The sequence below is a fragment of the Blastococcus capsensis genome (assembly GCF_030165005.1).
Lineage (GTDB): Bacteria > Actinomycetota > Actinomycetes > Mycobacteriales > Geodermatophilaceae > Blastococcus > Blastococcus capsensis.
This window is the reverse complement of record NZ_JASNNW010000001.1, coordinates 37,126-61,916: the sequence shown is the minus strand read 5'-3', so window position 1 is coordinate 61,916 and position 24,791 is coordinate 37,126. Positions and strand designations below refer to the sequence as shown.

The following is a 24,791-nucleotide window of genomic DNA, read 5'->3' as shown; positions in this document are numbered from 1 at the left end:
CAGTTGGTCAGCGATATTCGATACGGGGACGATGCAGCAGGGCCCCGCTCGAGCGAGCGGGGCCCTGCTGGTTCACGACGACGTGCAGCTGTCAGTCGTCATCCGAATCGCTGGAGTCGTCCCCACCGCCGGGACCCGAGTCCTCCGAGCCGGAGCCGGAATTCTCGCGCTCGGCCGCCTCGCGGGCCTGCTCCTCGGCCTCCTCGGCCTCCTCGGCCGCCTCGCGGGCTCGCTCCTCGGCCTCCTCGGCGGCTTCACGGGCCTCTTCCTCGGCTTCGCGGGCCTGCTCGTCGGCTTCTTCGGCGGCTTCGCGGGCGTCCTCCTCGGCGTCTTCGGCGGCCTCGCGGGCCTGCTCCTCGGCCTCTTCGGCGGCCTCCCGGGCCTCCTCCTCCGCCTCTTCGGCGGCCTCCCGGGCCTCCTCCTCCGCCTTCTCGGCCAGCCGCTGCGGAGTGTCGCCGTCGTCGAGGCTGTCGGAGTCGTCGCTGTCGGAGTCGTCGACGTCAGGCAGGGCGCCCGGCCGCTCCAGACCCGAGTCGTCGGTCTCGCCGGCGTCGTCGGAGTCCGGCAGGTCGAACGGCGAGACCGTCTCCACGGCGGCGGCCACGGAGTCCTGGATCGGCTCGGGCAGTGCCCCCGCCGCGCCCGCACCGGTCACGCCGGCAACGGCGATGCCCAGCCCTGCGGTGGCCTGTGCCACGGTGCCGACGCCGGCGATCTTGGCGGCGAGCGCCGCGAGTCCCTCGATGAGTGCCATGTCTGTCTCCCGCGTTCGAGACCCGCGCCCGTGCGGACCTTTCAATTCGTGGTCGGCAGGCGGGCGACGGTAATGAAGCCCCTGCCGGCTGATCTCCCCTCAAGGGGGGTCTCCTGGAGCCCTGCCCGGACGCCCCGACCATGAGACTGGGTGCCGCGCGGTCGCCCGTTCCAGCGACGCGCAGCGTGGCCGGCGCAGCCCCGCCGTGGTCGGCCGCACCATCCCGCCGGGCCCAGATCCCTATGCTGCCGGGATGGTGGAGCCGGCGGATCCGGTCCTGACGAAGGTCGTGCTGCGCGAGAACCTGCTCGCCCGGCGGCGGGCCCGCCCGATGACCGACCGCGTCGCGGCCGCCGACGCGGTCGCCGCCGCGCTGCTCACCGGGCTGGCCGGCGTCCGCACGCTGGCCGCCTTCGTCCCGGATCCCACCGAACCGGGAACCGGCCGGCTGCCGGACGCCTACGCCGGGCTCGGGGCCCGGATCCTGCTGCCGGTCGTGCCCGTCCGGGGCCGGGTGCTGGAGTGGGGGCTCTGCACCGGCGAACTGGAGACCGGCCGGTTCGGGTTGTCGCACCCCACCGGACCGCGGCTGGGTCCCACCGCGATCGGGCAGGCCGACGCCGTCGTCGTACCGGCGCTGGCGGTGGACCGCACCGGGATCCGGCTGGGCCGGGGTGGTGGCTACTACGACCGGGCGCTGGTGCACGCGCGGCCGGACGCCGTGCTCGTCACCGTCGTCTTCGACGACGAACGGGTCGACGAGCTGCCGCGCGAGGTGCACGACCGCCCCGTGACGGCGGTGGTGACGCCGTCCGGCGGCTGGGAAGACCTGGCCCCGCCCCACGGCGGCTGAGCGGGGACCGCTGCCTGGTGCCCCAGGTCCAGCCGGGTGGGGGATGCCGACAGCGCCGCCTCCACCGCGGCGGTGGCGCCCGCTCCGGGCGCGGCCATGCGCGCGGCCAGCCGGCCGAGGAACCCGCCGAGCGACTGGCGATCGACGTCGTCGCGACCGTTCCCCCCGCCGCTCACGGTCCACCCACGGAAGAGGTGTCGACGGCGGCCTCGGGCCGGTCGTGCGCGACTGCGCGTCCGCTGACCAGCCGGGCCTCGCGCCAGCCCCGCAGCGAGCTCACCACGGCGATCGCCTCGGCGTCGCGCAGGTCACCGGCGGAGAGCACGCGCTCGTGCAGCCGGCCGGACTCCAGCAGCCGGGCGCGCTCGACGCCCGGGAGGCAGCCGGAGCTCGTGGGCGGGGTCCACCACCGGTCCCCGAGGCGCAGGGCGAGGTTCGCGATGGTGGTCTCGGTGAGCTCGCCGTGCTGGTTGACCAGGACGACGTCGTCGGCCTCGGGGTGGCGCAGCGCCCGGGTCAGGTAGACGTCGCGGCGGGTGCTCTTGTGCTGCAGCCACGGGTTGCCGGCGTCCACGGGATCGTCGTCCAGCGCCAGCCGGACCGGCCGCTCGACGGCCGGGGGCAGCGCCTCCACCCCGACCTCGACGTCCCCGTCCCGGGAGAGCAGCACCCGTACCCGCCGCGCGCCGGCGCGCCCGGAGACGGCCCGGTGGACGGCGTCCCGGACCGCCGCCCGATCGCAGGAGAAGCCGGCCCAGTCGGCCGAGTCGGCCATCCGGGCCAGGTGCCGCTCGAGGTTGCGCAGCCCCTCGCCGGGGACGAACGCCAGCGTCTCCAGGAGGCGGTGCTCGGTGACGTCGTGGGAGAGGACCGCGGCCTTGGCGTGCAGCTCCGCGCGTTCCCGCGCCGCTTCGGACCCCCAGGTGATGCCGCCACCGGCTCCGTACACCGCGTCCCCGGTCGTCCGGTCGACCACGGCCGTCCGGATCGCGACGTTGAACCGCGCCCGGAACGCCGCGGTCGGGGGAGCGACCAGCCCCACGGCGCCGCAGTAGACGCCGCGCGGCATCGGCTCCAGCTGGTCGATCAGCTGCATGGTCCGGTGCTTCGGGGCGCCGGTGACCGATCCGCACGGGAACAGCGCCCGGAACAGGTCCAGCAGCCCGGTGCCGGCCGGTATCCGGGCGCTGACCTGCGAGGTCAGCTGCCAGACCGTGGGGTAGCGCTCGAGGGTGAACAGCTCGTCCACTCCCACGCTGCCGAGCTCGGCGACCTTGCCGAGGTCGTTGCGGAGCAGGTCGACGATCATGAGGTTCTCCGCCTGCTCCTTGCTGCTGGACCGCAGGAGCCCGCTCTGCTCCCGGTCCTCGGCGGTGGTGCGCCCGCGAGGTGCGGTGCCCTTCATGGGCCGCGTCCGGACGACGTCCCCCGACCACTCGAAGAACAGCTCGGGGCTGGCGCTGGCCACGACGTGCCGGCCGAGGTCCAGGTAGGCGTTGTAGGCGCCGCGCTGGGCGAGCGCCAGGCGGGCGTAGAGGTCCCGGGGATCCTCGGTGACGGTGGAGCGCAGCCGGTCGGTCAAATTGCACTGGTAGGTCTCGCCCGCCGCGATCTGCTCCCGGACCCGGGCGACGGCGTCGGCGTGCTCGGCGTCGGTCCAGTCCGCGGCCCAGGTCGACGTCGGCGGTGCCCTCGTGACCGGTGGGGCGACCGACGCGACTCGGGCGGGCTCGTCGCACAGCCCGAACCACACCAGCGGCAGGTCTCCGGCCGGCGGGTGCCCGCCCGGCAGCTGCGGATCCAGGCCCACGGCCGCCTCGTAGGCGACGTACCCGAACGCCCAGCTGCCCTGGTCCGTCGCGTCGTGGACCTGCTGCAGCACCCCGGCGACCTCGTCGGGCCGCGCCGCGGTGAGGATCCGCGAGGGCGGCGGGCAGTGCAGCGCCTCGCCCGCGCGCAGGTCGTCGAACCGCGCCCAGGGCCGGCTCATCAGTTCCCGATGCCCTGCTGGGCCCGGGCCGCGACGAGGGTGTTGGCCAGCAGCATGGCGATCGTCATCGGGCCGCCGTCCGCCACGTCCTCCCGCACCTTCCTGGCGACGGCGGTCCCGTCGATGGTCCGCGCGGTCATCGGACGCTCCGAGGAGGACGAGGAGCGAGTGGCCGGGTGGTCGTCATGTCTCTCCGGTCGTGGCAGGGCCGGCCGCGGGGCCGGACGGGGGACGCGCTGACGGGCAGGATCCCAGGCCGGGTTCCGCAGCAGCTCCTGCCGCCACTTCCCGGTGGGGCCGAGGTCGCCGGACGTGAACCCACACGGAAGCCCTCGATGCGGTTGCCCGGGCTCCAGATGTGCGGGTCAGATCCTCGAGGATCTCGTCCGGGGGCGGGCCCGGTAGCCCGCCAGGTGACGGAGTCGTGCCGCGGTCCCGATCCGGATCGACCGTTATCCCCAACAGCTGCGCAAAGATTCCGACCGGCTCACGACACGCCACGACGAGAAGGGTCGGCCGTCAACCGGTCGTGAGGAGAAGGCACTCCGGGCAGGGGTCGGCCGAGCCGGTCCCGCGGGGGCCGTCCCAGCGCCCCTGCACCACCCCGACCGAGGCGCCGCACAGCGCGGCCCAGGGGGCCGGCAGGTCGGCGGTGGTGCGGAGGACGGCGTGCGCCCGCCCCGTCGCCTGATCGCGGCCCGCCGCGTGGTCGGTCGTCATGCACCCAGCATGCGTCGCGGGCGTGCCGGGGCGGCAGTGGGGTAGCGCAGCGGCATGGCCACCGCTCCCGAGACGGCTCCCGACCGGGTCGCACGCATGCCCACGAGGTCACCTGGGCTGCTCTACGGGCTCGGCTTCGGCGGGTTCGTCGACGGCATCGTGCTGCACCAGATCCTGCAGTGGCACCACATGGTCAGCGACGTGGAGCGGTGGGAGCCGACCACGCTGGCCGGCCTGGAGATCAACACCCTGGCCGACGGCTTCTTCCACGTGGCCACCTGGATGCTGGCCTTCGCCGGCACGATCACCGCCCTGATCGCCTGGCGGCAGGGCCGCCTGGCACCCAGCTGGAGCTTCCACTTCGGCCTGGTGCTGGCCGGGTGGGGGCTGTTCAACCTCGTCGAAGGGCTCGTCGACCACCAGATCCTCGGCGTGCACCACGTCCGCGACGACCTCGGCGCGCCGCTGAGCTGGGACCTCGGCTTCCTGGCGTCCGGGGCGCTCCTGCTCGTGGGTGGCTGGCTGCTCCACCGCCGTGGAGCACGGCGCCTCGCATCCAGCGCCCTGCGCAGGAGCTGAACAGGCCGCCGAAGACGCCCGGAGGGCTTGTCGGGGTTCGCGCGAGACGGCAGGCTGTGATCCACGACACGTCAGCGAGCCGGGAGACGCCGTGCGCCGCGCACGGGCCGCCGTCCCCGGCGACCACGCCCGAGGTGACGCCCCATGGGCAAGGACATCCCCCCGGCTCCCGCCCCCCGCCCGGCCGCGACGGTGCGCAACGTCGCGCTCGTCGGACGGGCGGGCGCCGGGAAGACCACGCTCGCCGAGGCGCTGCTGGCCGCGACGGGAGCGGTGCCCCGCGCCGGCCGCGTGGAAGACGGCACCACGTGCCTGGACAGCGAGGAGGTCGAGGTCCGCCAGCAGCGCTCGGTGTCCCTCGGTGTCGCCACCGTCGAGCACGCCGGCCACCGGCTGACCCTGCTCGACACCCCCGGCTCGCCGGACTTCGTCGGGGAGCTGCGGGCCGGGCTCCGGGCCGCGGACTCCGCGCTCTTCGTGGTCTCCGCCGTGGCCGGGGTGGACGCCGCCACCGTGCAGCTGTGGGAGGAGTGCGCCGCGGTCGGGATGCCGCGCGCCGTCGTCCTCAGCCAGATCGACCGGCCGCGCGCCGACGTGGCCGAGGCCGTCCGGCTCTGCCAGCTGATGCTGGGGGAGGGGGTCTACCCCCTGCACCTGGTCGAGCGCGGTCCCGACGGGGCGGCCCGGGGGCTGGTGTCGCTGCTGGAGCCGGACGTCGACTCCGTGCCGGTCGGGGACCAGGACGCCGACCGGCTCCGCGGCGAGCTGATCGAGGGCATCATCGGCGACAGCGAGGACGAGACGCTGATGGAGCGTTACCTCGCCGGCGAGGAGTTGGCGGTCGCCGACCTCGTGGCCGACCTCGAGACCGCTGTCGCCCGGGGGCACTTCCACCCGGTCCTCTGCGCCTCACCGGTGACCGGCGTCGGCGTCCGCGAGCTGCTCGACCTGCTGGTCTCCGCCCTTCCCTGCCCCGCCGAGCACGGCTGCCCGCCGGTCACGCACCTCCACGGTTCGGCCGCGCCGCCGTTGGCCTGCGACCCGGACGGCCCGCTGGTGGCCGAGGTCGTGAAGACGACCACCGACCCCTACGTCGGCCGGGTCTCCCTGGTCCGGGTCTTCTCCGGCACGCTGCGACCCGACGTCGCCGTGCACGTCTCCGGTCACGGGATGGCCGAACGGGGCCACCCCGATCACGATGCCGACGAGCGGATCGGCGTCCTGTCCGCGCCGCTGGGTGCCGCGCTGCGCCCGGTGGCGGCGTGCCCGGCGGGCGACATCTGCGCGGTGAGCCGGCTGACCACCGCGGAGACCGGCGACACCCTGAGCAGTCCCGAGGAGCCGCGGCTGGTCCCGCCGTGGCAGCTGCCCGTGCCGCAGCTCCCGGTCGCGGTGGAGGCGGCCTCGCGGGCCGACGAGGACCGACTGGCCACCGCGCTCGCCCGGCTGGTCGCCGAGGATCCCACGGTGCGGCTGGAACGACGGGCCGCCACCGGTCAGCTGCTCCTGTGGTGCGTCGGCGACGCGCACGCCGAGGTCCTCCTGGAGCGGCTGAGCACCCGGCACGGCGTCGCGGTCACCACCGTGCCGGTGCGGGTGCCGCTGGTGGAGACGCTGTGCGGCCCGGCCCGCGTGACCGGCCGGCACGTCAAGCAGTCCGGCGGGCACGGGCAGTACGCCGTGGTCGTGGTGGAGGGGGAGCCGGGCCCGCCCGGCTCGGGCATCGTGTTCGAGCAGCGGATCGTCGGGGGGACGGTGCCCTCCCAGTTCCACGGCAGCGTGGAGAAGGGCATCCGGGCCCAGGCCGAGCGAGGGGTGAACGGTGACCGGCCGCTGGTGGACGTCCGGGTGACCCTGGTCGACGGCAAGGCGCACTCGGTCGACTCCTCCGACGCCGCGTTCCAGGCGGCGGGAGCGCTGGCGCTGCGGGAGCTGGTGGCCGCGGTCGGGACCCGGGTGCTGGAGCCCTGGTGCCAGATCGAGGTGGAGGCGCCCAGCGAGTACGTGGGCGCGGTGATGAGCGACCTGTCCTCCCGGCGCGCCCGGGTGACCGGCTCGGAGGCCCAGGACGGCCGGGACCGCACCACGGTGCGCGCGGAGGTGCCGGAGGTCGAGCTGCTCGGCTACCCCGGCGTCCTCCGCTCGGTCACGCACGGGACGGCCACCTTCGACCGCGGCCCGCTGGGCTACGAGCCCGCTCCGGCGGGGGTGGCCGTGCCCGCCTGACGGCCCCGTGCCCAGTGGCCCCGTCCAGAGGCTCGCCGCGAGCTTGTGAGCGGTGAGAGGGACGGGGTCCTTCAGCTAGCCTCGGGCACGGTGGTGCAGGGGCTGGAGGGAACGTGACGTCGTCGAGCGGGCCGTCGGCTCCCGCGCCCGTACCCGGCGCCGGGACGCCTCGCGCAGGGATCGACCGGGAGGCGCTGCCGGACCGGATCTGGACGGTGCCGAACGCGCTGTCGGTGCTCCGGCTGCTGGGCGTCCCCCTGTTCCTGTGGCTCCTGCTCGGTCCCGAGGAGGACGGCTGGGCCGTCGTCGTCCTCATGGTCGCCGGCTTCACCGACTGGCTCGACGGCAAGATCGCCCGCTGGATGGACCAGGGCAGCCGCCTGGGCACGCTCCTGGATCCGGCCGCGGACCGGCTCTACATCGTCTCGACGCTGGTGGCGCTGGCCCTGCGCGACGTCGTGCCGGTCTGGATGGTGGCGCTGCTCCTGGGCCGCGATCTCGTCCTCGGCGTGGTGCTGCTGGTCCTGCGGGCGCACGGCTGGCCACCGCTGCAGGTGCACTACCTGGGCAAGGCGGCGACGCTGCTGCTCCTCTACGCCTTCCCCGGGCTGCTGCTGGCCGACGGCGACGGCCTGCTGGCGACCGTCGCCGCGCCGTTCGCCTGGGCACTCACCATCTGGGGCACCGCGCTGTACCTGCTCGCGGGCGTCTTCTACGTCATCCAGGTGGTCGGACTGCTGGCCGCCGAGCGGCCCGCGGGCCCCGGACGCCGGTCGTGACCGACCGACGGCCGCCGGGCGGGGTGCGGTCGCTGGGCGCCTCGCTGCTCGACGACGTCCTCGCCGAGACGCTGGACCCGGCGTACGCCCAGGCGGCCGCCGCGCGGACCGCCCGAGCGGAACCCCCGCGCCGCGGGCGCGGGCGGGTGCTGGTCGCCCTCGCGATGGCCGTGGCCGGACTGCTCGCCGCCGTGACCTACGGACTGGCGGCCGACCGGGCGCAGGGCCGGCAGGAGATCCGCGCCGCCCTCGTGCGCGACATCCAGCAGGCATCGGCGGTCAGCGACGAACTGGTCGACCAGCTCGCCGAGCTCCGGGCCGAGGTCAGCCGGACCAGAGACGACCTGCTCGACGCCACCGCGGTGGGGCAACGGGCACGGGACGCCCTGGCGCGTGCCGAGCAGGGCACCGCGGCGGTCGCCGTCACCGGGCCCGGGCTGCTCGTCACCCTGGCCAACGCCGAGGCGGAGCCCGACGACGACCTCGTGGGCGGCGGTTCGGTGGTGGCCGACCCCCTCGGCCGGGTCCAGGACGGGGACCTGCAGCGCGTGGTCAACGCACTCTGGGCCGCAGGCGCGGAGGCGATCAGCATCAACGGCCAGCGACTGGGGCCCACCAGCGCCATCCGCTTCGCCGGGGAGGCGGTACTGGTCAACTTCCGGCCGGTCACCGACCCGTACGAGATCAGTGCCGTCGGAGACCCGGACGAGCTCGCCAACGCCTTCCTCCTCAGCCCGCAGGTCCAGGCCCTGGCCGAGGACTCGCTCAACTTCGGTCTCCGGTTCGACTTCGCCAAGGAGGACGAGCTGTCCCTGCCCGCCGCCAGCCCGCCCGAGCTCCGCTCCGCCGAACCGGTCGATCCCGGCGCGGGCACCGGTGCCGATCCCACCCCCGGAGGCTGACGCCGTGATCCCCATCCTCGGACTGGCGGCCGGCGTCCTCCTGGGCCTGCTCTTCGACCCCACCGTCCCGCTGTGGCTGCAGCCCTACCTGCCGATCGCCGTGGTCGCCGCGCTGGACGCGGTGTTCGGTGGCTTCCGCGCCCGGCTCGACGGCATCTTCGACGCCAAGGTGTTCGTCATCTCGTTCGTCTCCAACGTCGTGGTCGCCGCGCTCATCGTCTTCCTCGGCGACCAGCTCGGCGTCGGCGCCCAGCTGTCGACGGCGGTCGTCGTGGTGCTCGGCATCCGCATCTTCGGCAACGCCGCGGCCATCCGGCGGCACGTGTTCCGGGCATGACCGACGCCGAACGGCCCGACGCCCCGGCACCCGCCGACGGGGCGGACGCCGGGGCTCCTCCCGGGGACCCGACGGCCACCGCGACGGCGCGGCGGCGGGGCCGGGACCCGCTGGCCGCTGCGCTGATCGGCGTCCTCACCCTGCTGCTCGGCTTCGCGCTCGCCGTCCAGGTCCGCAACGCCGACGAGGCCCAGATGCTGGCCGGCGCACGGGAGGAGGACCTCGTGCGCATCCTCGACGAGCTCGACGGCCGGGAGGACCGGCTGCGGTCCCAGCTGGCCGACCAGCGTGCGGCCCTTCGGGAGCTGACCGGTTCCGACAGCCGGACGGCCACGGCCCTGCAGGAGGCGCGCCGCCGGGCCGAGGCCCTGGGGACCCTGAACGGCACGCTGCCGGCGCAGGGACCCGGGCTGACGCTCACCGTCCGGGACCCCTCCGACGAGGTCGGGGTGTCCGACATCATCGACATCGTCCAGGAACTGCGCGGTGCCGGCGCCGAGACGATGCAGGTCGACGGCGTCCGCATCGGGTTGTCCAGCGCCGTCACGGGACAGCCGGGCCGGCTCCGGGTCGACGGCACGCCGCTGCGGGCGCCCTACGAGTTCGTCGTCCTGGGGGAGCCGCAGAACATGGAGACGGCCATGTTCATCCCGGGAGGCATCGTCCAGAGCATCGAGCGGGTGGGCGGCACCGTGGAGATCGCCCAGTCGCCCGCTCTGGTCGTGGACGCGTTGCGGCCGCTGGACCGCCCTCAATACGCTGCGCCCGACACCGGCGACTGATCGAGGACCTTTCTGCCCCACCGCTCGCATGCTCGCGGCGGCCCCTGCAGGCAGGCCGTAGCACCCATTGGAGACGCATCACATGGCAACACCGGACGACCGCCGCTACACCGACCAGCACGAGTGGGCACTGGTGCAGGGCACCGACGGCACGTCGCCCGTCGTCCGGGTCGGGATCACCCACCACGCCCAGGACGCGCTGGGCGACATCGTCTTCGTCCAGCTGCCCGAGGTGGGTGCGGAGGTGGCCCCCGGGACGGCCATCGGCGAGGTCGAGTCGACGAAGTCCGTCTCCGACATCTATGCCCCCGTGAAGGGCGTGGTCGCGGCGGTGAACGAGCGGCTCACCGACGCGCCGGAGACCATCAACGCCGATCCGTACGGCGCGGGCTGGCTGGTCGACATCGCCGTCCCGGTGGAGGTCGGCGACCCGATCGGCCTGCTGCTCGACGCGGCCGCCTACCAGGCGCTGATCGAGGGCTCGTAGCCGGGGCCGCCGGGAGGCTGCTCCCGGCGTCGCTCACTATGATCGCGCTGGTACCGGGAACGGCGGAGGACCTGCGGGGAAACCGCCCGCCCCGGCTCCGCACGTCCGGTTGACCCTCGGGCCGACCGGCTGGTTCCATGACCCACGGTCCGCCGCCCTCCCGCGGCGGCCGTCCCACGGCGGGCCGCCCGGCCCACCGTCCGCCGGCCGCCCGCGGCCCGTTCGAGGCCCCGCGGCTGGCCCCTCGTACCGGAGGAGACGCAACGTGCACTGCACTCGATGTGGCCACGAGAACCCCGAGGGCAGTCGCTTCTGCGCGCAGTGCGGTGCGGCGCTCAGCCCCGAGCGGATCGGCGAGGCGACCAGCGTGATCCCCAAGGTCGGTGGCGAGGACTCCGGCGACCAGCCGGAGGTCGTCGACGGCGCGGACGCACACGCCGGCGCCGTCGAGTCCCTGCCTGCGGGTTCGGCGCTCCTGGTGGTCAAGCGTGGCCCCAACGCGGGTAGCCGCTTCCTGCTCGACCAGGACGTCACCACGGCCGGCCGGCACCCCGACAGCGACATCTTCCTCGACGACGTGACGGTCAGCCGCCGGCACGTCGAATTCCACCGCGAGGGCGGCGGCTTCTCCGTGCACGACGTCGGCAGCCTGAACGGCACCTACGTCAATCGCGAGCCGGTCGACGTCGCCACCCTGGCCGGTGGGGACGAGGTGCAGATCGGCAAGTTCCGCCTCGTCTACCTGACCGGCCCGCGCACGGGCGAGCCGGCCGCTCGCTAGTGCACCGTCCGGCGATCTTCCGCATGTGGGGACCGCAGCCCGGGATCCCGCGACGGGATCCCGGCGAGAGAGGGGCGTGACCGCCGTGCCCGAGCGTGCGCTCGGGGACGCCGGCGACCAGCACGCGCCACGCCTGACCATCGGCGAGGTGCTGGCTGTTCTTCGCGACGACTTCCCCGACGTGACGATCAGCAAGATCCGTTACCTGGAGTCCGAGGACCTGGTCCACCCGCAGCGCACGCCGTCGGGGTACCGCAAGTTCTCGCGGGCCGACGTGAGCCGGCTGCGGTACGTGCTCACGGCCCAGCGGGACCACTACCTGCCGCTGCGGGTGATCAAGGACCACCTCGACGCGCTGGACCGGGGGGAGCCGGTTCCGGGTGCCGCTGGGGGGCCCGCGCCGCTGCCCCCGGCGTCGACGCCGGAGGGAGCCGACGCCCCGTTGACCGCGGAGCAGTTCGCCCGCGCGGCCGGCCTCGAGCCGGACCAGCTGGCCGACTGCGTGCAGTTCGGGCTGCTGTCCACCGACGCGCAGGGCCGGCACCCGGCCACCGACCTGCCGATCGCGCGCGCCGCGGCGGGCCTCGCCCGGCACGGCATCGAACCGCGGCACCTGCGGGTCTACCGGTCCGCCGTGGAGCGCGAGGCCGGGCTCGTGGAACAGCTGGTGGCGCCGGTCCTGCGCGCCCGGTCCGACGAGGCGCGCACCCGCGCGACCGAGAAGCTCGCCGAACTCGCCGCGCTGTCGGCGCAGCTGCACACCGCCTTGCTGGAGACGCGCCTGCGCGACCTCCTGCGCCCCTGACGCGGCGTACCGTGGAGCCCTCGCCGGCCGAGACGACCGACGTACCGACCCGTCACCGGCCGCCCGACCACCACCGTCCCGCCCGAGTCCAGGGCCGCAGCCGAGGGAGCCGCACCGTGCAGGAGCTTCGAGTCGTCGGCGTCCGCGTCGAGCTGCCCGGCAACCAGCCGATCCTGCTGCTCAAGGAGACGCAGGGGGAGCGCTACCTGCCGATCTGGATCGGTGCGGTCGAGGCGGCCGCGATCGCGTTCGAGCAGCAGGGCGTGCGCCCGGCCCGCCCGATGACGCACGACCTGCTCCGCGAGGTGGTGCGGACGCTGGGCGCGGAGCTGGAGGCCGTCAACATCACCGAGATGCGGGACGGGATCTACATCGCCGAGCTGGTGTTCGGCGACGACCGCGTCGTCAGCGCCCGCCCGTCGGACGCGGTCGCCCTCGCCGTGCGCACCGGGGCGCCCATCTTCGGGGCCGACGACTTGCTCGACGAGGCCGGGATCGAGATCCCGGACGAGCAGGAGGACGAGGTGGAGAAGTTCCGCGAGTTCCTCGACCAGATCTCACCGGAGGACTTCGGGGCCGGTTCGGGTTCCGGTGGGGGACCGTCCTCCTGACCGGCTCCCCGGTCGGCCGGCGGGCGGTGACCGGAAGAGGCCAACTCCTGGCTATCGGCAGGCCGGGCCGGATCCTCACCCGAAATGGGGCTGGTGTGGCGACACGCCGACCCGCTCGGTTGACCGCCCTCCCGGCCCGGCTTACCGTCGGCGAACAACAACGGTGTGACACCTGAGAACAGCGGGTGACCAGCCGTCGACCTGCCGCAGGCGTGGCGGGACAGAGGAGGACGCTGACGTGAGCGACCAGAGCAACGGCTCGCAGGGTCAGCTGTTCAGCGACGCCGCCGTCGGGGCTCCCGCGTACGACGAGGTCGACACCGACCTCGTCGGGTACCGGGGCCCGACCGCCTGCGCCGCTGCCGGCATCACCTACCGCCAGCTGGACTACTGGGCCCGTACCGGTCTGGTCGCCCCGTCGGTGCGCAGTGCCACCGGGTCGGGCACCCAGCGGCTCTACTCCTTCCGCGACATCCTGGTGCTCAAGGTCGTCAAGCGGCTGCTGGACACCGGTGTCTCGCTGCAGAACATCCGCAAGGCCGTCGACCACCTGCGCCAGCGCGGGGTGAAGGAGCTGGCCAACGTCACGCTCTTCTCCGACGGTGCGACCGTCTACGAGTGCACCTCCGCCGAGGAGGTTGTCGACCTGCTCGCCGGCGGTCAGGGCGTGTTCGGCATCGCCGTCTCCGGGGCCCTGCGCGAGCTCTCCGGCGAGCTGGCCGAGCTGCCTGCCGAGCGGATCGACGGTGGCCAGGTCGTCCCGTCCGACGACGAGCTGTCGATGCGCCGTCGACGCCGCGCCATGTAGTTGGTTTTCGGTCCTGTCGCGCCGAGTGGGCCCCGGAGGGGTCCGCGCAGGCACGACGTAGCGGCTCAGCGGTGTCGGGACGGCACCTGGTCGCGGTGTCGTCCGGTAGGACGACGGAGTCATAGCGTCTTCGTCTTCCACCCCGTCCCTCCTCGGGGAGCCCTCCGGGCCCCCGCTCGTCGGGACATCCCGCTGGTAGCGTTCTGCCAGTGGCAGACCGTGCTGAGACCGTCGCTGGACCCGAGGGCGCGGACCTTCCGCCGCTGGCCGGGCCGCTTCCTTCGCTGACGTCGCTGGACCCTGCCGGTTCCTTCGCCGGCCGCCACATCGGCCCCCGCCCCGCGGACACCGCCGCGATGCTCGAGACGGTCGGTCACCCGTCGCTGGACGCTCTGGCGGACGCCTGCGTCCCGGAGGGCGTCCGGGACCGTGCGCCGCTCGCCCTCCCGCCGGCCCAGGGCGAGGCGGCCGTCCTCGCTCTGCTGCGGGAGTGCGCGGCGGCCAACGAGGTCTTCACCTCGATGATCGGCCTGGGCTATCACGGCACGGTGACCCCACCGGTCATCCAGCGCACCGTCCTGGAGAACCCCGCCTGGTACACCGCCTACACGCCCTACCAGCCCGAGATCAGCCAGGGGCGGCTCGAGGCGCTGATCAACTTCCAGACCACCGTCGCCGACCTCACCGGGCTCCCCGTCGCCGGGGCATCGATGCTGGACGAGGCGACCGCCGCGGCGGAGGCCATGACGCTGGTGCGCCGGGCCGGCCGGGCCAAGGACGATGCGGTCTTCGTCGTCGACGCCGACACGCTGCCGCAGACCCTCGCGGTGCTGCAGACCCGCGCCGAGCCTCTCGGCATCCGGCTGCACGTCGCCGACCTGACCGACGGCTGGCCGACCGACCTGCCCGAGGCCGGCGCCTTCGGCGTCCTGCTGTCCTACCCGGGGGCCAGCGGCGCGGTCCGGAACCACCGAACGCTGGCCACCGCAGCCCACGAGGCCGGCGCGTCGGTCGTCGTCGCCGCCGACCTGCTGGCGCTGACGTTGCTGGAGGCGCCGGGGGAGTGGGGCGCCGACGTCGCCTGCGGCACCACCCAGCGCTTCGGCGTCCCGATGGGCTACGGCGGCCCGCACGCCGGCTACCTGTCGGTCCGCGAGGGGCTGGCCCGGCAGCTGCCGGGCCGGCTGGTCGGCGTCTCCGTGGACGCCGACGGCGACGTCGCCTACCGGCTGGCGCTGCAGACCCGCGAGCAGCACATCCGCCGGGAGAAGGCGACCAGCAACATCTGCACCGCGCAGGTGCTGCTGGCCGTCATGGCCGGCGCGTACGCGGTCTACCACGGCCCCGAGGGGCTGGCGGCCATCGCCGCCCGGGTGCACCGCAGCGCCACCGTGCTGGCCGGCTGGCTGCGGTCGGGGGGGCTGGAGATCGTGCACGAGCACTACTTCGACACGCTGCACGTCGCCGTGCCCGGCCGTGCGGCCGAGGTGGTGGTGGCGGCGGCCGAGCGGCGGATCAACCTGTGGCAGGTCGACGCCGACACCGTGCAGGTCGCCTGCGACGAGACGACGACGCCCGCGGTGCTCCGAACCGTGGCGGAGTCCTTCGGCGTCGCGGTGGACGACGCCGCGCAGGACGACGAGGGCGCGGATGCGCTGCCGGCCGACCTCCGTCGCCGCACGCAGTTCCTGACCCACCCGGTCTTCTCCGCGCACCGCTCGGAGACCGCGATGCTGCGCTACCTGCGTTCGCTGAGCGACAAGGACCTGGCGCTGGACCGCACGATGATCCCGTTGGGTTCCTGCACGATGAAGCTCAACGCCGCCACCGAGATGGCCGCCATCACCTGGCCGGAGTTCGCGAACCTGCACCCGTTCGTGCCGGCCGACCAGGCCCGCGGCTACGCCCGGCTGATCGAGGAACTGTGCGCGGGGCTGGCGGAGATCACCGGTTACGCCGCGGTCAGCGTGCAGCCCAACGCCGGGTCGCAGGGCGAGTTCGCCGGGCTGCTCGCGATCCGCGGGTACCACCGTTCCCGGGGTGAGGAGCAGCGCGACGTCTGCCTCATCCCGAGCTCCGCGCACGGCACCAACGCCGCGAGCGCCGTCATGGCCGGCATGGGGGTGGTCGTGGTGGCCTGCGACGAGGCCGGCAACGTCGACCTCGCCGACCTGCGGGCCAAGGTGCGGCAGCACGCCGAACGGCTGGCCGCGCTCATGATCACCTACCCGTCGACCCACGGCGTGTTCGAGACCGACATCCAGGACATCTGCGCAGCCGTCCACGACGCCGGCGGTCAGGTGTACGTCGACGGGGCGAACCTGAACGCGATGGTGGGGCTCGCCCGGCCCGGCCGGTTCGGGTCCGACGTCAGCCACCTGAATCTGCACAAGACCTTCTGCATCCCGCACGGTGGCGGTGGGCCAGGGGTCGGCCCTGTCGCCGTCCGGGAGCACCTGGTGCCGTTCCTCCCCGGCCACCCGGTCGTGGACACCGGCGCCGCCGGGCCGGTGGTCTCCGCCGCTCCCTGGGGGTCGGCGGGCATCCTGCCGATCTCCTGGGCGTACCTGCGGCTGATGGGCCCCGACGGCCTGACGAGGGCCACCGAGCACGCGATCCTGGCGGCGAACTACCTCGCCGCCCGGTTGCGTGAGCACTACCCGGTGCTCTACACGGGTGCGAACGGGCTCGTGGCCCACGAGTGCATCCTCGACATCCGGCCGCTCACCAAGGCCACCGGTGTCACCAACGACGACATCGCCAAGCGGCTGATCGACTTCGGGTTCCACGCGCCGACGATGAGCTTCCCGGTCGCCGGAACGCTGATGGTCGAGCCGACCGAGAGCGAGGACAAGGCCGAGCTCGACCGGTTCGTCGAGGCGATGGTGGCCATCCGCGGTGAGATCGACAAGGTGGCCACTGGCGAGTACGACCGGACCGACAACCCCCTGCGCAACGCGCCGCACACCTTGGCCATGGTGGCGGGGGAGTGGGGCCGGCCCTATCCGCGCAGCGCCGCGGTGCACCCGGTGCCGCGGCTGAAGAGCCGGGGCTACCTCAGCCCGGTGCGCCGCATCGACCAGGCCTACGGTGACCGCAACCTGGTCTGCTCGTGCCCGCCGCCGGAGGCGTTCGCCGATCCGGAGCCCCAGGAGGTGGCCGGCCGCACCGGTGGTGCGCCGGACGACCTCGGCACGGTGGCCGACGTGGTCGGCGCCCGGAGCTGACCCGGCGCGCCGCTGCACGCCGACGCCGAGAAGCTGGGCCGTGGCTGCGCCGATCCGCTGATATGCGCCTGGATGCGGTTATCCGGCGCGCATGACCGCATCCACGCGCATGGGCGTGCCATGCCGTCCTGCCGGCCCGAGGACTCAGGCGCTGACCGGCTGCGGGGCCAGCCAGACGTGGTGGTCGGCAACGGCGCGGCCGTCGGGCAGCAGCGCCCCGTCGTCGTCGAAGAGCACGACGCCGTTGCAGAGCAGCCGCCAGCCCTGCTCGGGGTGGCTGCTCACTACAGCGGCCAGGTCACGGGCGTCGCTGGCGGGCTCGGGGCAGGGGGTGCGGTGGGTGCACATGGCAGTCACTTCCGTTTCGCCGGGAGGAAGCCGGCAGTCACTGGTGGTACGCATCCGATTACCGGACTCCATCAGTGTCGGCACGAACGGGGCTCAGGTCACGTGATCCAGGTCACCGAGTCACCCGTCCGGGTCGTCAGGTCCTGCCATGGTGCTCCGCAGCAGCGCATGGGTGACGCCGTGCGATCGGCGTGTCGACCGGCTCCGCTCACAGCTTGCGGAGCAGGACCCGCCGCACCGAGTGGTCCGCGGACTTCTGCAGGACCAGCCGCGCCCGGGAGCGGGTCGGGGCGATGTTGTGCCGCAGGTTCGGCCCGTTCACCGCGGCCCAGATGTCCAGCGCCGTCTCCCGGGCCTGCTCGTCGGTGATGTCGGCAAAGCGGTGGAAGTAGGCGGTGCTGTCCTGGAACGCGGTCCGCCGCAGCGCCAGGAAGCGCTCGACGTACCAGCGCTGGATGTCGCCCTCGGCGGCATCGACGTAGACGGAGAAGTCGAAGAAGTCCGACAGGAAGATGTCGGGAGCCGATCCGTCCGTGCGCCGTCCGGCCTGCAGCACGTTGAGCCCCTCGAGCACGAGGATGTCCGGCCGGTCGACCGCCTGCACCCGCCCGGGCACGATGTCGTAGGACTGGTGGTCGTACACCGGCGCGAACACCTCCTCCCGACCGGACTTCACGTCGGCGAGGAACCGCAGCAGGGCCCGTCGGTCGTAGCTCTCCGGAAAGCCCTTGCGGCCGAGCAGGCCACGCTCCTCCAGGACCGCGTTGGGCAGCAGGAAGCCGTCGGTGGTGACCAGGTCGACCCGGTGGGCGCCCGGGGTCGCCGCCAGCAGGGTCTGCAGGAGGCGGGCGGTGGTGCTCTTGCCGACGGCGACGCTGCCGGCGACGGCGATGACGAAGGGAACCTTGGCGGTGGTGTCGCCGAGGAACTCGCTCTGCGCCGCCCACAGGCGGCGGCTGGCGGCGACGTGCAGACCCAGGAGCCGGGCCAGCGGGAGGTAGACCGTCGCCACCTCGCCGAGGTCGATGCGGTCACCGAGGGAGGCGAGGGCATCCAGGTCGGCGGCGTCCAGCGGCAGGCTGGACCCGGCCGCGAGCGCTCGCCACGAGTCGCGGTCGAACACCGCGTAGGGCGAGATGGAGCCACGCGTCCCAGCCGTCACAGTGCCCATCGTGCCGTCCCGCCCGGGAGCGACCTGCGCGCGGGTCACCCGCGCGGGTGGGCAGGGGCCGCCGGAGCGCCGGCGCGGGACCCGGCCGGGACGGCGCCCGTCTAGGGTCGTCCCGTGTCTTCCCACCCGGGGCTGCTCGAGTGCATCGAGCGGTACTTCGCCGCCGCGCCGCTGCCGGATGCGCGCATCGAGACGGCCGGGACGCTCGATGTCCCGATCGCCGATCCGGCCTGGCCCTACCCGGCGCGCCCCCGGTGGGACGGCGATCCGGTCACCGTCGACGACGTCCGCGCCGCCGTCGCGCTGCAGCGGGCGGCGGGCCTTCCGGCCGCCCTGGAATGGGTTCCGGAGTGCTCGCCCGAGGTGGGTGGCGTCGCCCGGGCCGCGGGGATGACGGTGGAGGAGCTGCCGCTGCTGGTGGCCGCCGACCCGGTCGACGTGGTGCTCCCGGCGGGTGTGCGACTGTTCCTCGTAGGAGGAGACGACCCCGAGCTGCCGCGCTACCAGCAGGTGGCCACGGTCGCGTTCGCGCATCCGGGTGGCGCGGTCGACGTCGAGGAGGTGCTGCTCGACGATTCGGCTGAGGCCGCGCGGCGCACCGCCGTGCTGCGGGAGCGCATCGCCGACGGGCGCACCGTCATGATGGTCGCCATCGAGCACGGCAAGCCGGTCGCGGTGGGCTGGCACCAGCCGGTCGACGTCGACGGGACCGAGGTCAGCGAGATCGTGGGGGTGGCGACCCTGCCCAGGCTCCGCGGGCGGGGCCTGGGCGCCGGCATCGCCTCCGCGCTGGCCGCGCACGCTCGCGAGACTGCCGACCTGGTGTTCCTGGCCGCTGGTGACGACGACGTCGCCCGCGTCTACGAGCGGATCGGGTTCGCCCGCATCGCCACCACCGGCGTCGCCGAGCTGCAGGCGCCGGGGGAGTGACCCGGCCGACGGCTCACCTGTCGCCGGGGGTCTCGAAGCCGGCGGCGATCGCCGCCCCGGCCGCGGTGAGGGCCCTGCGCGCGGAGCCGTAGTCCGCCGACCGCGGGACCTCGCTGAGCAGCACGACCACCCGGGAGCCGAGGACGGCGACCGAGTGCAGGTGCCGCTGGCCGTCGACGCAGCACATCCACCCCTGCTTCACGGCTGGATCGCCCGGGAGCGTGCCGAACAGCCCGAACCGCTGGTCGAAGCCGTCGGCGGCCTGGGGTGTCGTCCCCCGCATCCAGCTCAGCAAGGTGCTCGCGTCCTGGGGGTGGGCGACCACGGGCAGCAGCGCGAGGAACCGGGCCAGATCCTGCGCCGTCGTGACCGCCTGCCCCCACTGGCCCGGGATCTCCGCCGGCGGCGGGCGGGTGCCCGCCAGGTCGTACCGGGCAGCGACGTCGCGCACCATCTGACTGCCGTCGAACCGCACCCAGAGCAGGGAGGCGGCCGGATCGTCCGACCGCCGAATCATAGCGGCCAACAGGTCGGATTCGCGGGCCGTGAGTTCGATCGAGCCGTCGCGTGCCCGGGTGAGGATGTCCTCGGCCATGAAGAGCTTGACCATCGACGCGGTCGGGAACGGCCGGTCGCTCACCGGGCCGTTGTCGGAGCCGTAGGCGGCCCGGCGGGCCGCGCGTGCCTCGATCGCACGGATGCTGCCCTCGGTGGCGCGAGTGTGCTGACGGGCGACCACGACGGCGAGCGTGCCGGCCCCGCCGTGGGCACGCACCGCGTCGGTCACGAGGCTGTCCGGAGGCCCGCCGCCGGTCGTGGCCCGCCCGGGGATGGCCAGCACCAGCGCGAGCAGGTGGACCCCGGTGAGCAGGACCGCGAGTGCCGAGATCCTTGCGGACCGCGATCGGTGCGGGGCAATCGGATGGGACACATCTGACCGCTACCCGCCGACCGGTGGCTCATCCGGGGAAGCCCGATCCGTTCGGGACCAGCGGGCGGCCGTGCCGCTGTGCAACCAGGCGGCTGCACAGCGGCAGCGCCTCACTGCTGCTCGTAGGTGGCGATCAGCGTGGCCCGCGCCAGCGTGTGGAAGAAGAGGTTGAAGCCAAGCACGGCGGGCGTGGCGTCGGCATCGACGTCGAGCCGGTCGATGTCGACCGCGTGCACCACCACGAAGTACCGGTGCGGGCCGTGGCCGGCCGGCGGAGCGGCACCCACGTAGCCGGCGAAGCCACCGTCGTTGCGCAGCTGGAGGGCCCCGTCGGGCAGCCGCGGGGTCTCCTTGTCGCCGGCGCCGGAGGGCAGCTCGGTGACCGAGGCCGGGATGTTCGCCACCGCCCAGTGCCAGAACCCGCTGGCCGTCGGTGCATCGGGGTCGTAGACGGTGACGGCGAAGCTGCGGGTGCCCTCCGGGAAACCGGACCAGGACAGCTGCGGGGACCGGTCCTCGCCGCCGGCGCCCATGACGCCGCTGACGTGCGGCATCGGCAGCGGCTGCCCGTCGGACACGTCGCTGCTGGTGACAGAAAAGCCCGGCACCTTCGGCAGGAAGTCGTACGGGTTCGGCGGGGTGGGCCGGTCGGCCATGGTGGTCCTCTCCCTCGGTAGCGGTGAACGGCTGGCCGGATGCGCGCAGCGTCCTCCGTCGGACCCTAGGCAGCCGAGGACGGCGGCGCCCGTCGACGGGGGCCGCCGCAGAGATACCCCGGGATGCGGGACCGCAGGTCCGGACACGTGGACCGGGCTCGTCGCCGGTAGCGTCGCACCGTGGCCACTCCGCGATCGGTCGGTCTCCCCGACGGCGTCCGTGCCTGCCTGTTCGACCTCGACGGCGTCCTCACCCGCACCGCGACGGTCCACATGGCGGCCTGGAAGCGCACCTTCGACGAGTTCCTGCGCTCGCGCGACCCCGGAGCGCCGGAGTTCTCGCAGGAGGACTACAACGAGCACGTCGACGGGAAGCCACGGGCCGACGGGGTGCGGGACTTCCTCGCCAGCCGGGGCATCACCCTGCCCGAGGGTGGCCCCGGCGACCCGGCCGACGCCGCCACCGTCCAGGCGGTCGCCAGCCGGAAGAACGAGCTGGTGCTGGCCGAGCTCGACGAGCACGGGGTCGAGGTCTACGAGGGCTCGATCCGCTACCTGCGTGCCGTGCGGGACGCCGGGCTGGCGACGGCCGTGGTGACCGCCTCGGCCAACGGCGAGCAGGTGATGCGGGCCGGTGGGTTCGCCGACCTGATCGACGTCCGGATCGACGGGGTCGTGGCCACGCGCGACCAGCTGCGCGGCAAGCCCGCCCCCGACACGTTCCTCGCCGGTGCCCGAGCCCTCGGCGTACCACCGGAGGAGGCGGTCGTGTTCGAGGACGCCCTCGCCGGGGTGGCCGCCGGACGGGCGGGTGGCTTCGCCTTCGTGGTCGGAGTCGACCGGGTCGGGCACGCCGGCGGACTCCGGGAGTCCGGCGCCGACGTCGTGGTGCAGGACCTCGCCGAGCTGCTGGGGGAGGAGGACGGGTGACCGAGGGCCGGGCCTCGTTCCCCATCGAACCCTGGGCGCTGACCGAGGTCGGGCTGGACCATGCCTCCCTCGCGGTGCACGAGTCGGTGTTCTCGCTGGCCAACGGGCACATCGGGATGCGCGGGTCGTTCGAGGAGGGGGAGCCGGTCGCCGTCCCCGGTACGTACCTCAACGGGTTCTACGAGCAGCGGCCGCTGCCCTACGCCGAGGTCGGCTACGGGTTCCCGGAGCAGGGCCAGACCGTCGTGAACGTGACCGACGGCAAGCTCATCCGCCTGCTGGTCAAGGACTCGCCGCTGGACCTGAACTACGGCGAGATCATCGACCACCGGCGGACCCTCGACCTGCGGGGCGGGGTCCTCCGCCGGGCCACGGAGTGGCGCTCCCCGGGCGGGCGGACGGTGCGGATCACCAGCACCCGGCTGGTCTCCCTGGTCCGCCGGTCGGTCGCGGCCATCCAGTACCAGGTCGAGCTCATCGACGACCTGGGCGACCTGTACGTCTCCCTGCAGTCGGACCTGCTGGCCAACGAGACCGCCGGCCAGAGCACCGTCGACGGCGATCCCCGGGCGGCGGCCGCACTGGCCGAGCCGCTGGAGTGCGAGCTGGCCGCCGGGCGTGGCCGGCGGGCGGTCCTCGTGCACCGCACCAAGCGCAGCCGGCTGCGCGTCGCCGCCGGCATGGACCACCTGATCGAGATCCCCGACACCAGCACCGAGGACCTCGAGGCCAGCGGCGACCTCGCCCGCTACGCCCTGGCCGCCCGCATCCCGCCGCACGGCGTGCTGACGCTGACCAAGTTCCTCGCCTACGGCTGGTCCTCGCGCCGGTCGGCCCCGGCGGTGCGCGACCAGGTCGAGGGCGCCCTGGCCACCGCCAAGCTGGCCGGGTTCGACCGCCTGCTGCGCGAGCAACGCGAGCTGCTGGACCAGCACTGGGAGGATGCCGACGTCGAGATCGAGGGCGACGACGAGCTCCAGCAGGCGGTGCGGGTGGGCATGTTCCACCTCCTGCAGGCCGGCCTGCGCGGGGAACGGCAGCCGATCCCGGCCAAGGGGCTCACCGGCCCCGGCTATGACGGCCACACCTTCTGGGACACCGAGACCTACGTGCTGCCGGTGCTGACCTACACCGCTCCGCAGGCGGCCCGGGACGCGTTGCGCTGGCGGCACTCGATCCTCGACAAGGCCCGGGAGCGCGCCCGCGTGCTCGGCATGCAGGGGGCGGCCTTCCCCTGGCGCACGATCCGCGGCGAGGAAACCTCCGGCTACTGGCCGGCGGGGACCGCGGCCTTCCACATCAACGCCGACATCGCCGACGCGGTCGTCCGCTACTTCAACGCCACCCTGGACGACGACTTCGACCGCGACTTCGGCACCGAACTGCTCGTCGAGACCGCCCGGCTGTGGGCCTCGCTCGGCCACTTCGACACCGAGCACGGGTTCCGCATCGACGGCGTGACCGGCCCGGACGAGTACACGGCCGTGGTCGACAACAACGTGTACACGAACCTGATGGCGCAGCGGAACCTGCGCGAGGCGGCCGCGGCGGTGCGCCGCCAGCCCGACGTGGCCGGCCGGCTCGAGGTGTCGGAGGACGAGGTGGAGACGTGGCTGCGCGCGGCCTCGCTGATGGCGGTGCCGTACGACACCCGGCGCGGGGTGCACATGCAGTCCGACGGCTTCACCCACCACGAGGAGTGGGACTTCGAGAACACCCCGCGCTCGGACTACCCGCTGCTCCTGCACTACCCGTACTTCGACATCTACCGCAAGCAGGTCACCAAGCAGGCCGACCTGGTGATGGCGCTGCACCTGCGCGGCGACGCCTTCACGCTCGAGGAGAAGATCGCCGACTTCGCCTACTACGAGGCCCGCACCACCCGGGACTCGTCGCTGTCGGCGAGCCAGCAGGCCGTCGTCGCCGCCGAGACCGGGCACCTACAGCTCGCCTACGACTACTGGGCGGAGGTGGCGCTGACCGACCTGCAGAACCTGCACCTCAACTCCGGTCACGGGCTGCACATCGCCTCGCTGGCGGGCGCCTGGACCGTCGCCGTGGCCGGGTTCGGTGGGATGCGCGACCACAACGGGCAGCTGGCGTTCGCCCCGCGGCTGCCCCCGCGGATCACCCGGCTCTGCTTCCGCATGGTCTACCGCGGGCGAAAGCTGACCGTGACGGTGGAGCCGGCACGGGCCACCTACCGGCTGGTCGACGGCGATCCGCTGGACATCCGCCACCACGGGCAGCAGGTGACCATCGACCACGAGGACGTCGTGCTGGACATCCCGAAGCCGCCGGACGTCGAGCCGGTCTCCCAGCCACCGGGGTGCGAGCCCCGGCGGCGGACCCGGTCCCGGAGCACACCGGCCGTGCGCCCGTCGGCCAAGGACAGCGAGCGGCTCAGCTGATCAGCCAGCGGGCGCCCAACGCGAGCGCCCCGACGTCGACGGCGAGGAAGAAGCCGACCCAGAGGGGAGCCGGGAGGCGGGTCAGGCGGGCGAGCTGGTCGGCGTCGGAGTCCGGTGCGGCCCGGCGGCGCCGGGCCCCGTGCAGCTCCAGCACCGCGCGCGGCGCGGCCAGCAGCAGGAACCAGGTGGCCACCGCCCCGAACAGCGCCTGGCCCGCCGGCGGCAGCCACCAGGTGGCCGCGAAGACGATCCCGCCGGTGACCAGCACCGACCACAGGCCGTACCAGTTGCGGATCTGGACCAGCAGCAGTGCCAGGAGGGCCAGCAGGGCCCAGAGCAGGCCGACGGCGTGGCCCGCGGTCAGGAGCGCGGCCGCGCCCAGGCCGAACAGTGCGGGGCCGGTGTAACCGGCCGCGCAGGTGAGCACCATGCCGATCCCGGTGGGGCGGCCGGCGGAGACGGTCAGCCCGGAGGTGTCGGAGTGCAGCCGGATGCCGGCCAGCCGGCGGCCCACGGCCGCGGCCACCAGGCCGTGCGCCCCCTCGTGGGCGATCGTCACGACGTTGCGGGTGAGCCGCCACGCCGCGGGGGAGCCGACCAGGAGCGCCGCCACGGCGGCGCTGCCCCACAGCAGGCCGGGGGACAGATCGGGGACCGTCGCGCTCACCTGCGCCCACCAGCGCTGCAGCCGCTCCAGGATGTCTCCTCCGTCGCGCCGGGGGTCCCGCACAGGATCGCAGAGCCGGAGCCGGCGGCGTTCCGGTGGCCATCCG

At 74.0% G+C, this 24,791-nt stretch carries 25 protein-coding genes; 16 read left to right on the top strand and 9 right to left on the bottom strand.

Annotated elements, in window-relative coordinates; genetic code table 11:
- Nucleotides 1-91: 91 nt before the first annotated feature.
- Nucleotides 92-754 carry a hypothetical protein gene (locus tag QOZ86_RS00325; RefSeq protein WP_284489950.1) on the bottom strand — a complete coding sequence of 221 codons (663 nt, stop codon included), beginning with the start codon at nt 752-754 and terminating at the stop codon, nt 92-94.
- Between the two features lie 253 nt (nt 755-1,007).
- On the opposite strand from QOZ86_RS00325, the gene QOZ86_RS00320 reads away from it, so the two are divergent.
- Nucleotides 1,008-1,607, top strand: coding sequence for a 5-formyltetrahydrofolate cyclo-ligase (locus QOZ86_RS00320; RefSeq protein ID WP_284489949.1), 600 nt, complete (start codon nt 1,008-1,010; stop codon nt 1,605-1,607).
- 172 nt (nt 1,608-1,779) lie between these two features.
- Here the strand turns inward: QOZ86_RS00320 and pabB are convergent, their stop codons facing one another.
- From pabB to QOZ86_RS00305, 3 genes are all read right to left on the bottom strand, one after another.
- Entirely contained in the window at nt 1,780-3,597 is a 1,818-nt protein-coding gene (gene pabB / locus QOZ86_RS00315; RefSeq protein WP_284489948.1) for an aminodeoxychorismate synthase component I, read from the bottom strand.
- A complete protein-coding gene (locus QOZ86_RS00310; protein ID WP_284489947.1) occupies nt 3,597-3,737 on the bottom strand; it encodes a hypothetical protein in 141 nt (46 codons plus the stop codon). The genes pabB and QOZ86_RS00310 overlap by 1 nt, the downstream gene beginning before the upstream one ends.
- 379 nt (nt 3,738-4,116) lie before the next feature.
- On the bottom strand, nt 4,117-4,317 hold the full coding sequence (locus tag QOZ86_RS00305; protein ID WP_284489946.1) for a hypothetical protein: 201 nt from the start codon (nt 4,315-4,317) through the stop codon (nt 4,117-4,119).
- Nucleotides 4,318-4,371: 54 nt separating this feature from the next.
- On the opposite strand from QOZ86_RS00305, the gene QOZ86_RS00300 reads away from it, so the two are divergent.
- The 12 genes from QOZ86_RS00300 to gcvP all read left to right on the top strand — a co-directional run bounded on the left by QOZ86_RS00300 (nt 4,372) and on the right by gcvP (nt 16,641).
- On the top strand, nt 4,372-4,896 hold the full coding sequence (locus tag QOZ86_RS00300) for a DUF2243 domain-containing protein (RefSeq protein WP_284489945.1): 525 nt from the start codon (nt 4,372-4,374) through the stop codon (nt 4,894-4,896).
- A gap of 144 nt (nt 4,897-5,040) precedes the next feature.
- On the top strand, nt 5,041-7,122 hold the full coding sequence (locus QOZ86_RS00295; protein WP_284489944.1) for an elongation factor G-like protein EF-G2: 2,082 nt from the start codon (nt 5,041-5,043) through the stop codon (nt 7,120-7,122).
- 113 nt (nt 7,123-7,235) lie between these two features.
- The gene (gene clsA / locus QOZ86_RS00290; RefSeq protein ID WP_284489943.1) at nt 7,236-7,901 is read left to right on the top strand and encodes a cardiolipin synthase ClsA; all 666 of its coding nucleotides are present in this window, start codon (nt 7,236-7,238) and stop codon (nt 7,899-7,901) included.
- Entirely contained in the window at nt 7,898-8,803 is a 906-nt protein-coding gene (locus QOZ86_RS00285) for a DUF881 domain-containing protein (RefSeq protein WP_284489942.1), read from the top strand. Before clsA ends, QOZ86_RS00285 begins: the two co-directional genes overlap by 4 nt.
- A 4-nt stretch (nt 8,804-8,807) precedes the next feature.
- Nucleotides 8,808-9,140, top strand: a complete 333-nt coding sequence (locus QOZ86_RS00280; RefSeq protein WP_041775731.1) for a small basic family protein — start codon at nt 8,808-8,810, stop codon at nt 9,138-9,140.
- Nucleotides 9,137-9,922 (top strand): DUF881 domain-containing protein, encoded by a 786-nt coding sequence (locus QOZ86_RS00275; RefSeq protein ID WP_284489941.1) that lies wholly within the window; start codon nt 9,137-9,139, stop codon nt 9,920-9,922. Before QOZ86_RS00280 ends, QOZ86_RS00275 begins: the two co-directional genes overlap by 4 nt.
- 82 nt (nt 9,923-10,004) lie before the next feature.
- Nucleotides 10,005-10,409, top strand: a complete 405-nt coding sequence (gene gcvH / locus QOZ86_RS00270) for a glycine cleavage system protein GcvH (protein ID WP_284489940.1) — start codon at nt 10,005-10,007, stop codon at nt 10,407-10,409.
- 265 nt (nt 10,410-10,674) lie between these two features.
- Nucleotides 10,675-11,190, top strand: a complete 516-nt coding sequence (odhI, locus tag QOZ86_RS00265; protein ID WP_284489939.1) for an oxoglutarate dehydrogenase inhibitor Odhl — start codon at nt 10,675-10,677, stop codon at nt 11,188-11,190.
- A 76-nt stretch (nt 11,191-11,266) separates the two neighbouring features.
- Nucleotides 11,267-11,995: a transcriptional regulator FtsR gene (gene ftsR, locus QOZ86_RS00260; RefSeq protein WP_284489938.1), complete on the top strand. Its 729-nt coding sequence runs from the start codon at nt 11,267-11,269 to the stop codon at nt 11,993-11,995.
- A 116-nt stretch (nt 11,996-12,111) separates the two neighbouring features.
- The gene (locus QOZ86_RS00255; protein WP_284489937.1) at nt 12,112-12,606 is read left to right on the top strand and encodes a bifunctional nuclease family protein; all 495 of its coding nucleotides are present in this window, start codon (nt 12,112-12,114) and stop codon (nt 12,604-12,606) included.
- A gap of 238 nt (nt 12,607-12,844) precedes the next feature.
- Complete coding sequence (locus tag QOZ86_RS00250; protein WP_014376383.1) at nt 12,845-13,414, top strand: MerR family transcriptional regulator; 570 nt, start codon at nt 12,845-12,847, stop codon at nt 13,412-13,414.
- A 209-nt stretch (nt 13,415-13,623) separates the two neighbouring features.
- Nucleotides 13,624-16,641: an aminomethyl-transferring glycine dehydrogenase gene (gene gcvP / locus QOZ86_RS00245; protein ID WP_284489936.1), complete on the top strand. Its 3,018-nt coding sequence runs from the start codon at nt 13,624-13,626 to the stop codon at nt 16,639-16,641.
- A 144-nt stretch (nt 16,642-16,785) separates the two neighbouring features.
- Here the strand turns inward: gcvP and QOZ86_RS00240 are convergent, their stop codons facing one another.
- Both QOZ86_RS00240 and coaA read right to left on the bottom strand, forming a co-directional pair.
- Entirely contained in the window at nt 16,786-16,989 is a 204-nt protein-coding gene (locus tag QOZ86_RS00240) for a DUF5999 family protein (RefSeq protein ID WP_284489935.1), read from the bottom strand.
- A gap of 208 nt (nt 16,990-17,197) precedes the next feature.
- The gene (gene coaA / locus QOZ86_RS00235; RefSeq protein WP_284489934.1) at nt 17,198-18,160 is read right to left on the bottom strand and encodes a type I pantothenate kinase; all 963 of its coding nucleotides are present in this window, start codon (nt 18,158-18,160) and stop codon (nt 17,198-17,200) included.
- Nucleotides 18,161-18,274: 114 nt separating this feature from the next.
- On the opposite strand from coaA, the gene QOZ86_RS00230 reads away from it, so the two are divergent.
- Nucleotides 18,275-19,090, top strand: a complete 816-nt coding sequence (locus QOZ86_RS00230; protein ID WP_284489933.1) for a GNAT family N-acetyltransferase — start codon at nt 18,275-18,277, stop codon at nt 19,088-19,090.
- 13 nt (nt 19,091-19,103) lie between these two features.
- On the opposite strand, the gene QOZ86_RS00225 is transcribed toward QOZ86_RS00230, so the two are convergent.
- The gene (locus QOZ86_RS00225; protein ID WP_284489932.1) at nt 19,104-20,021 is read right to left on the bottom strand and encodes a serine hydrolase; all 918 of its coding nucleotides are present in this window, start codon (nt 20,019-20,021) and stop codon (nt 19,104-19,106) included.
- 110 nt (nt 20,022-20,131) lie between these two features.
- Entirely contained in the window at nt 20,132-20,677 is a 546-nt protein-coding gene (locus QOZ86_RS00220) for a YbhB/YbcL family Raf kinase inhibitor-like protein (RefSeq protein ID WP_284489931.1), read from the bottom strand.
- Nucleotides 20,678-20,857: 180 nt separating this feature from the next.
- Between QOZ86_RS00220 and QOZ86_RS00215 the strand changes: the two genes are divergently transcribed.
- Both QOZ86_RS00215 and QOZ86_RS00210 read left to right on the top strand, forming a co-directional pair.
- On the top strand, nt 20,858-21,607 hold the full coding sequence (locus QOZ86_RS00215) for an HAD family hydrolase (RefSeq protein WP_284489930.1): 750 nt from the start codon (nt 20,858-20,860) through the stop codon (nt 21,605-21,607).
- On the top strand, nt 21,604-24,018 hold the full coding sequence (locus QOZ86_RS00210; protein ID WP_284489929.1) for a glycoside hydrolase family 65 protein: 2,415 nt from the start codon (nt 21,604-21,606) through the stop codon (nt 24,016-24,018). Before QOZ86_RS00215 ends, QOZ86_RS00210 begins: the two co-directional genes overlap by 4 nt.
- Here QOZ86_RS00210 and QOZ86_RS00205 read toward each other — a convergent pair.
- Nucleotides 24,011-24,685 (bottom strand): M50 family metallopeptidase, encoded by a 675-nt coding sequence (locus tag QOZ86_RS00205; RefSeq protein WP_284489928.1) that lies wholly within the window; start codon nt 24,683-24,685, stop codon nt 24,011-24,013. The genes QOZ86_RS00210 and QOZ86_RS00205 overlap by 8 nt on opposite strands.
- Nucleotides 24,686-24,791: the final 106 nt, after the last annotated feature.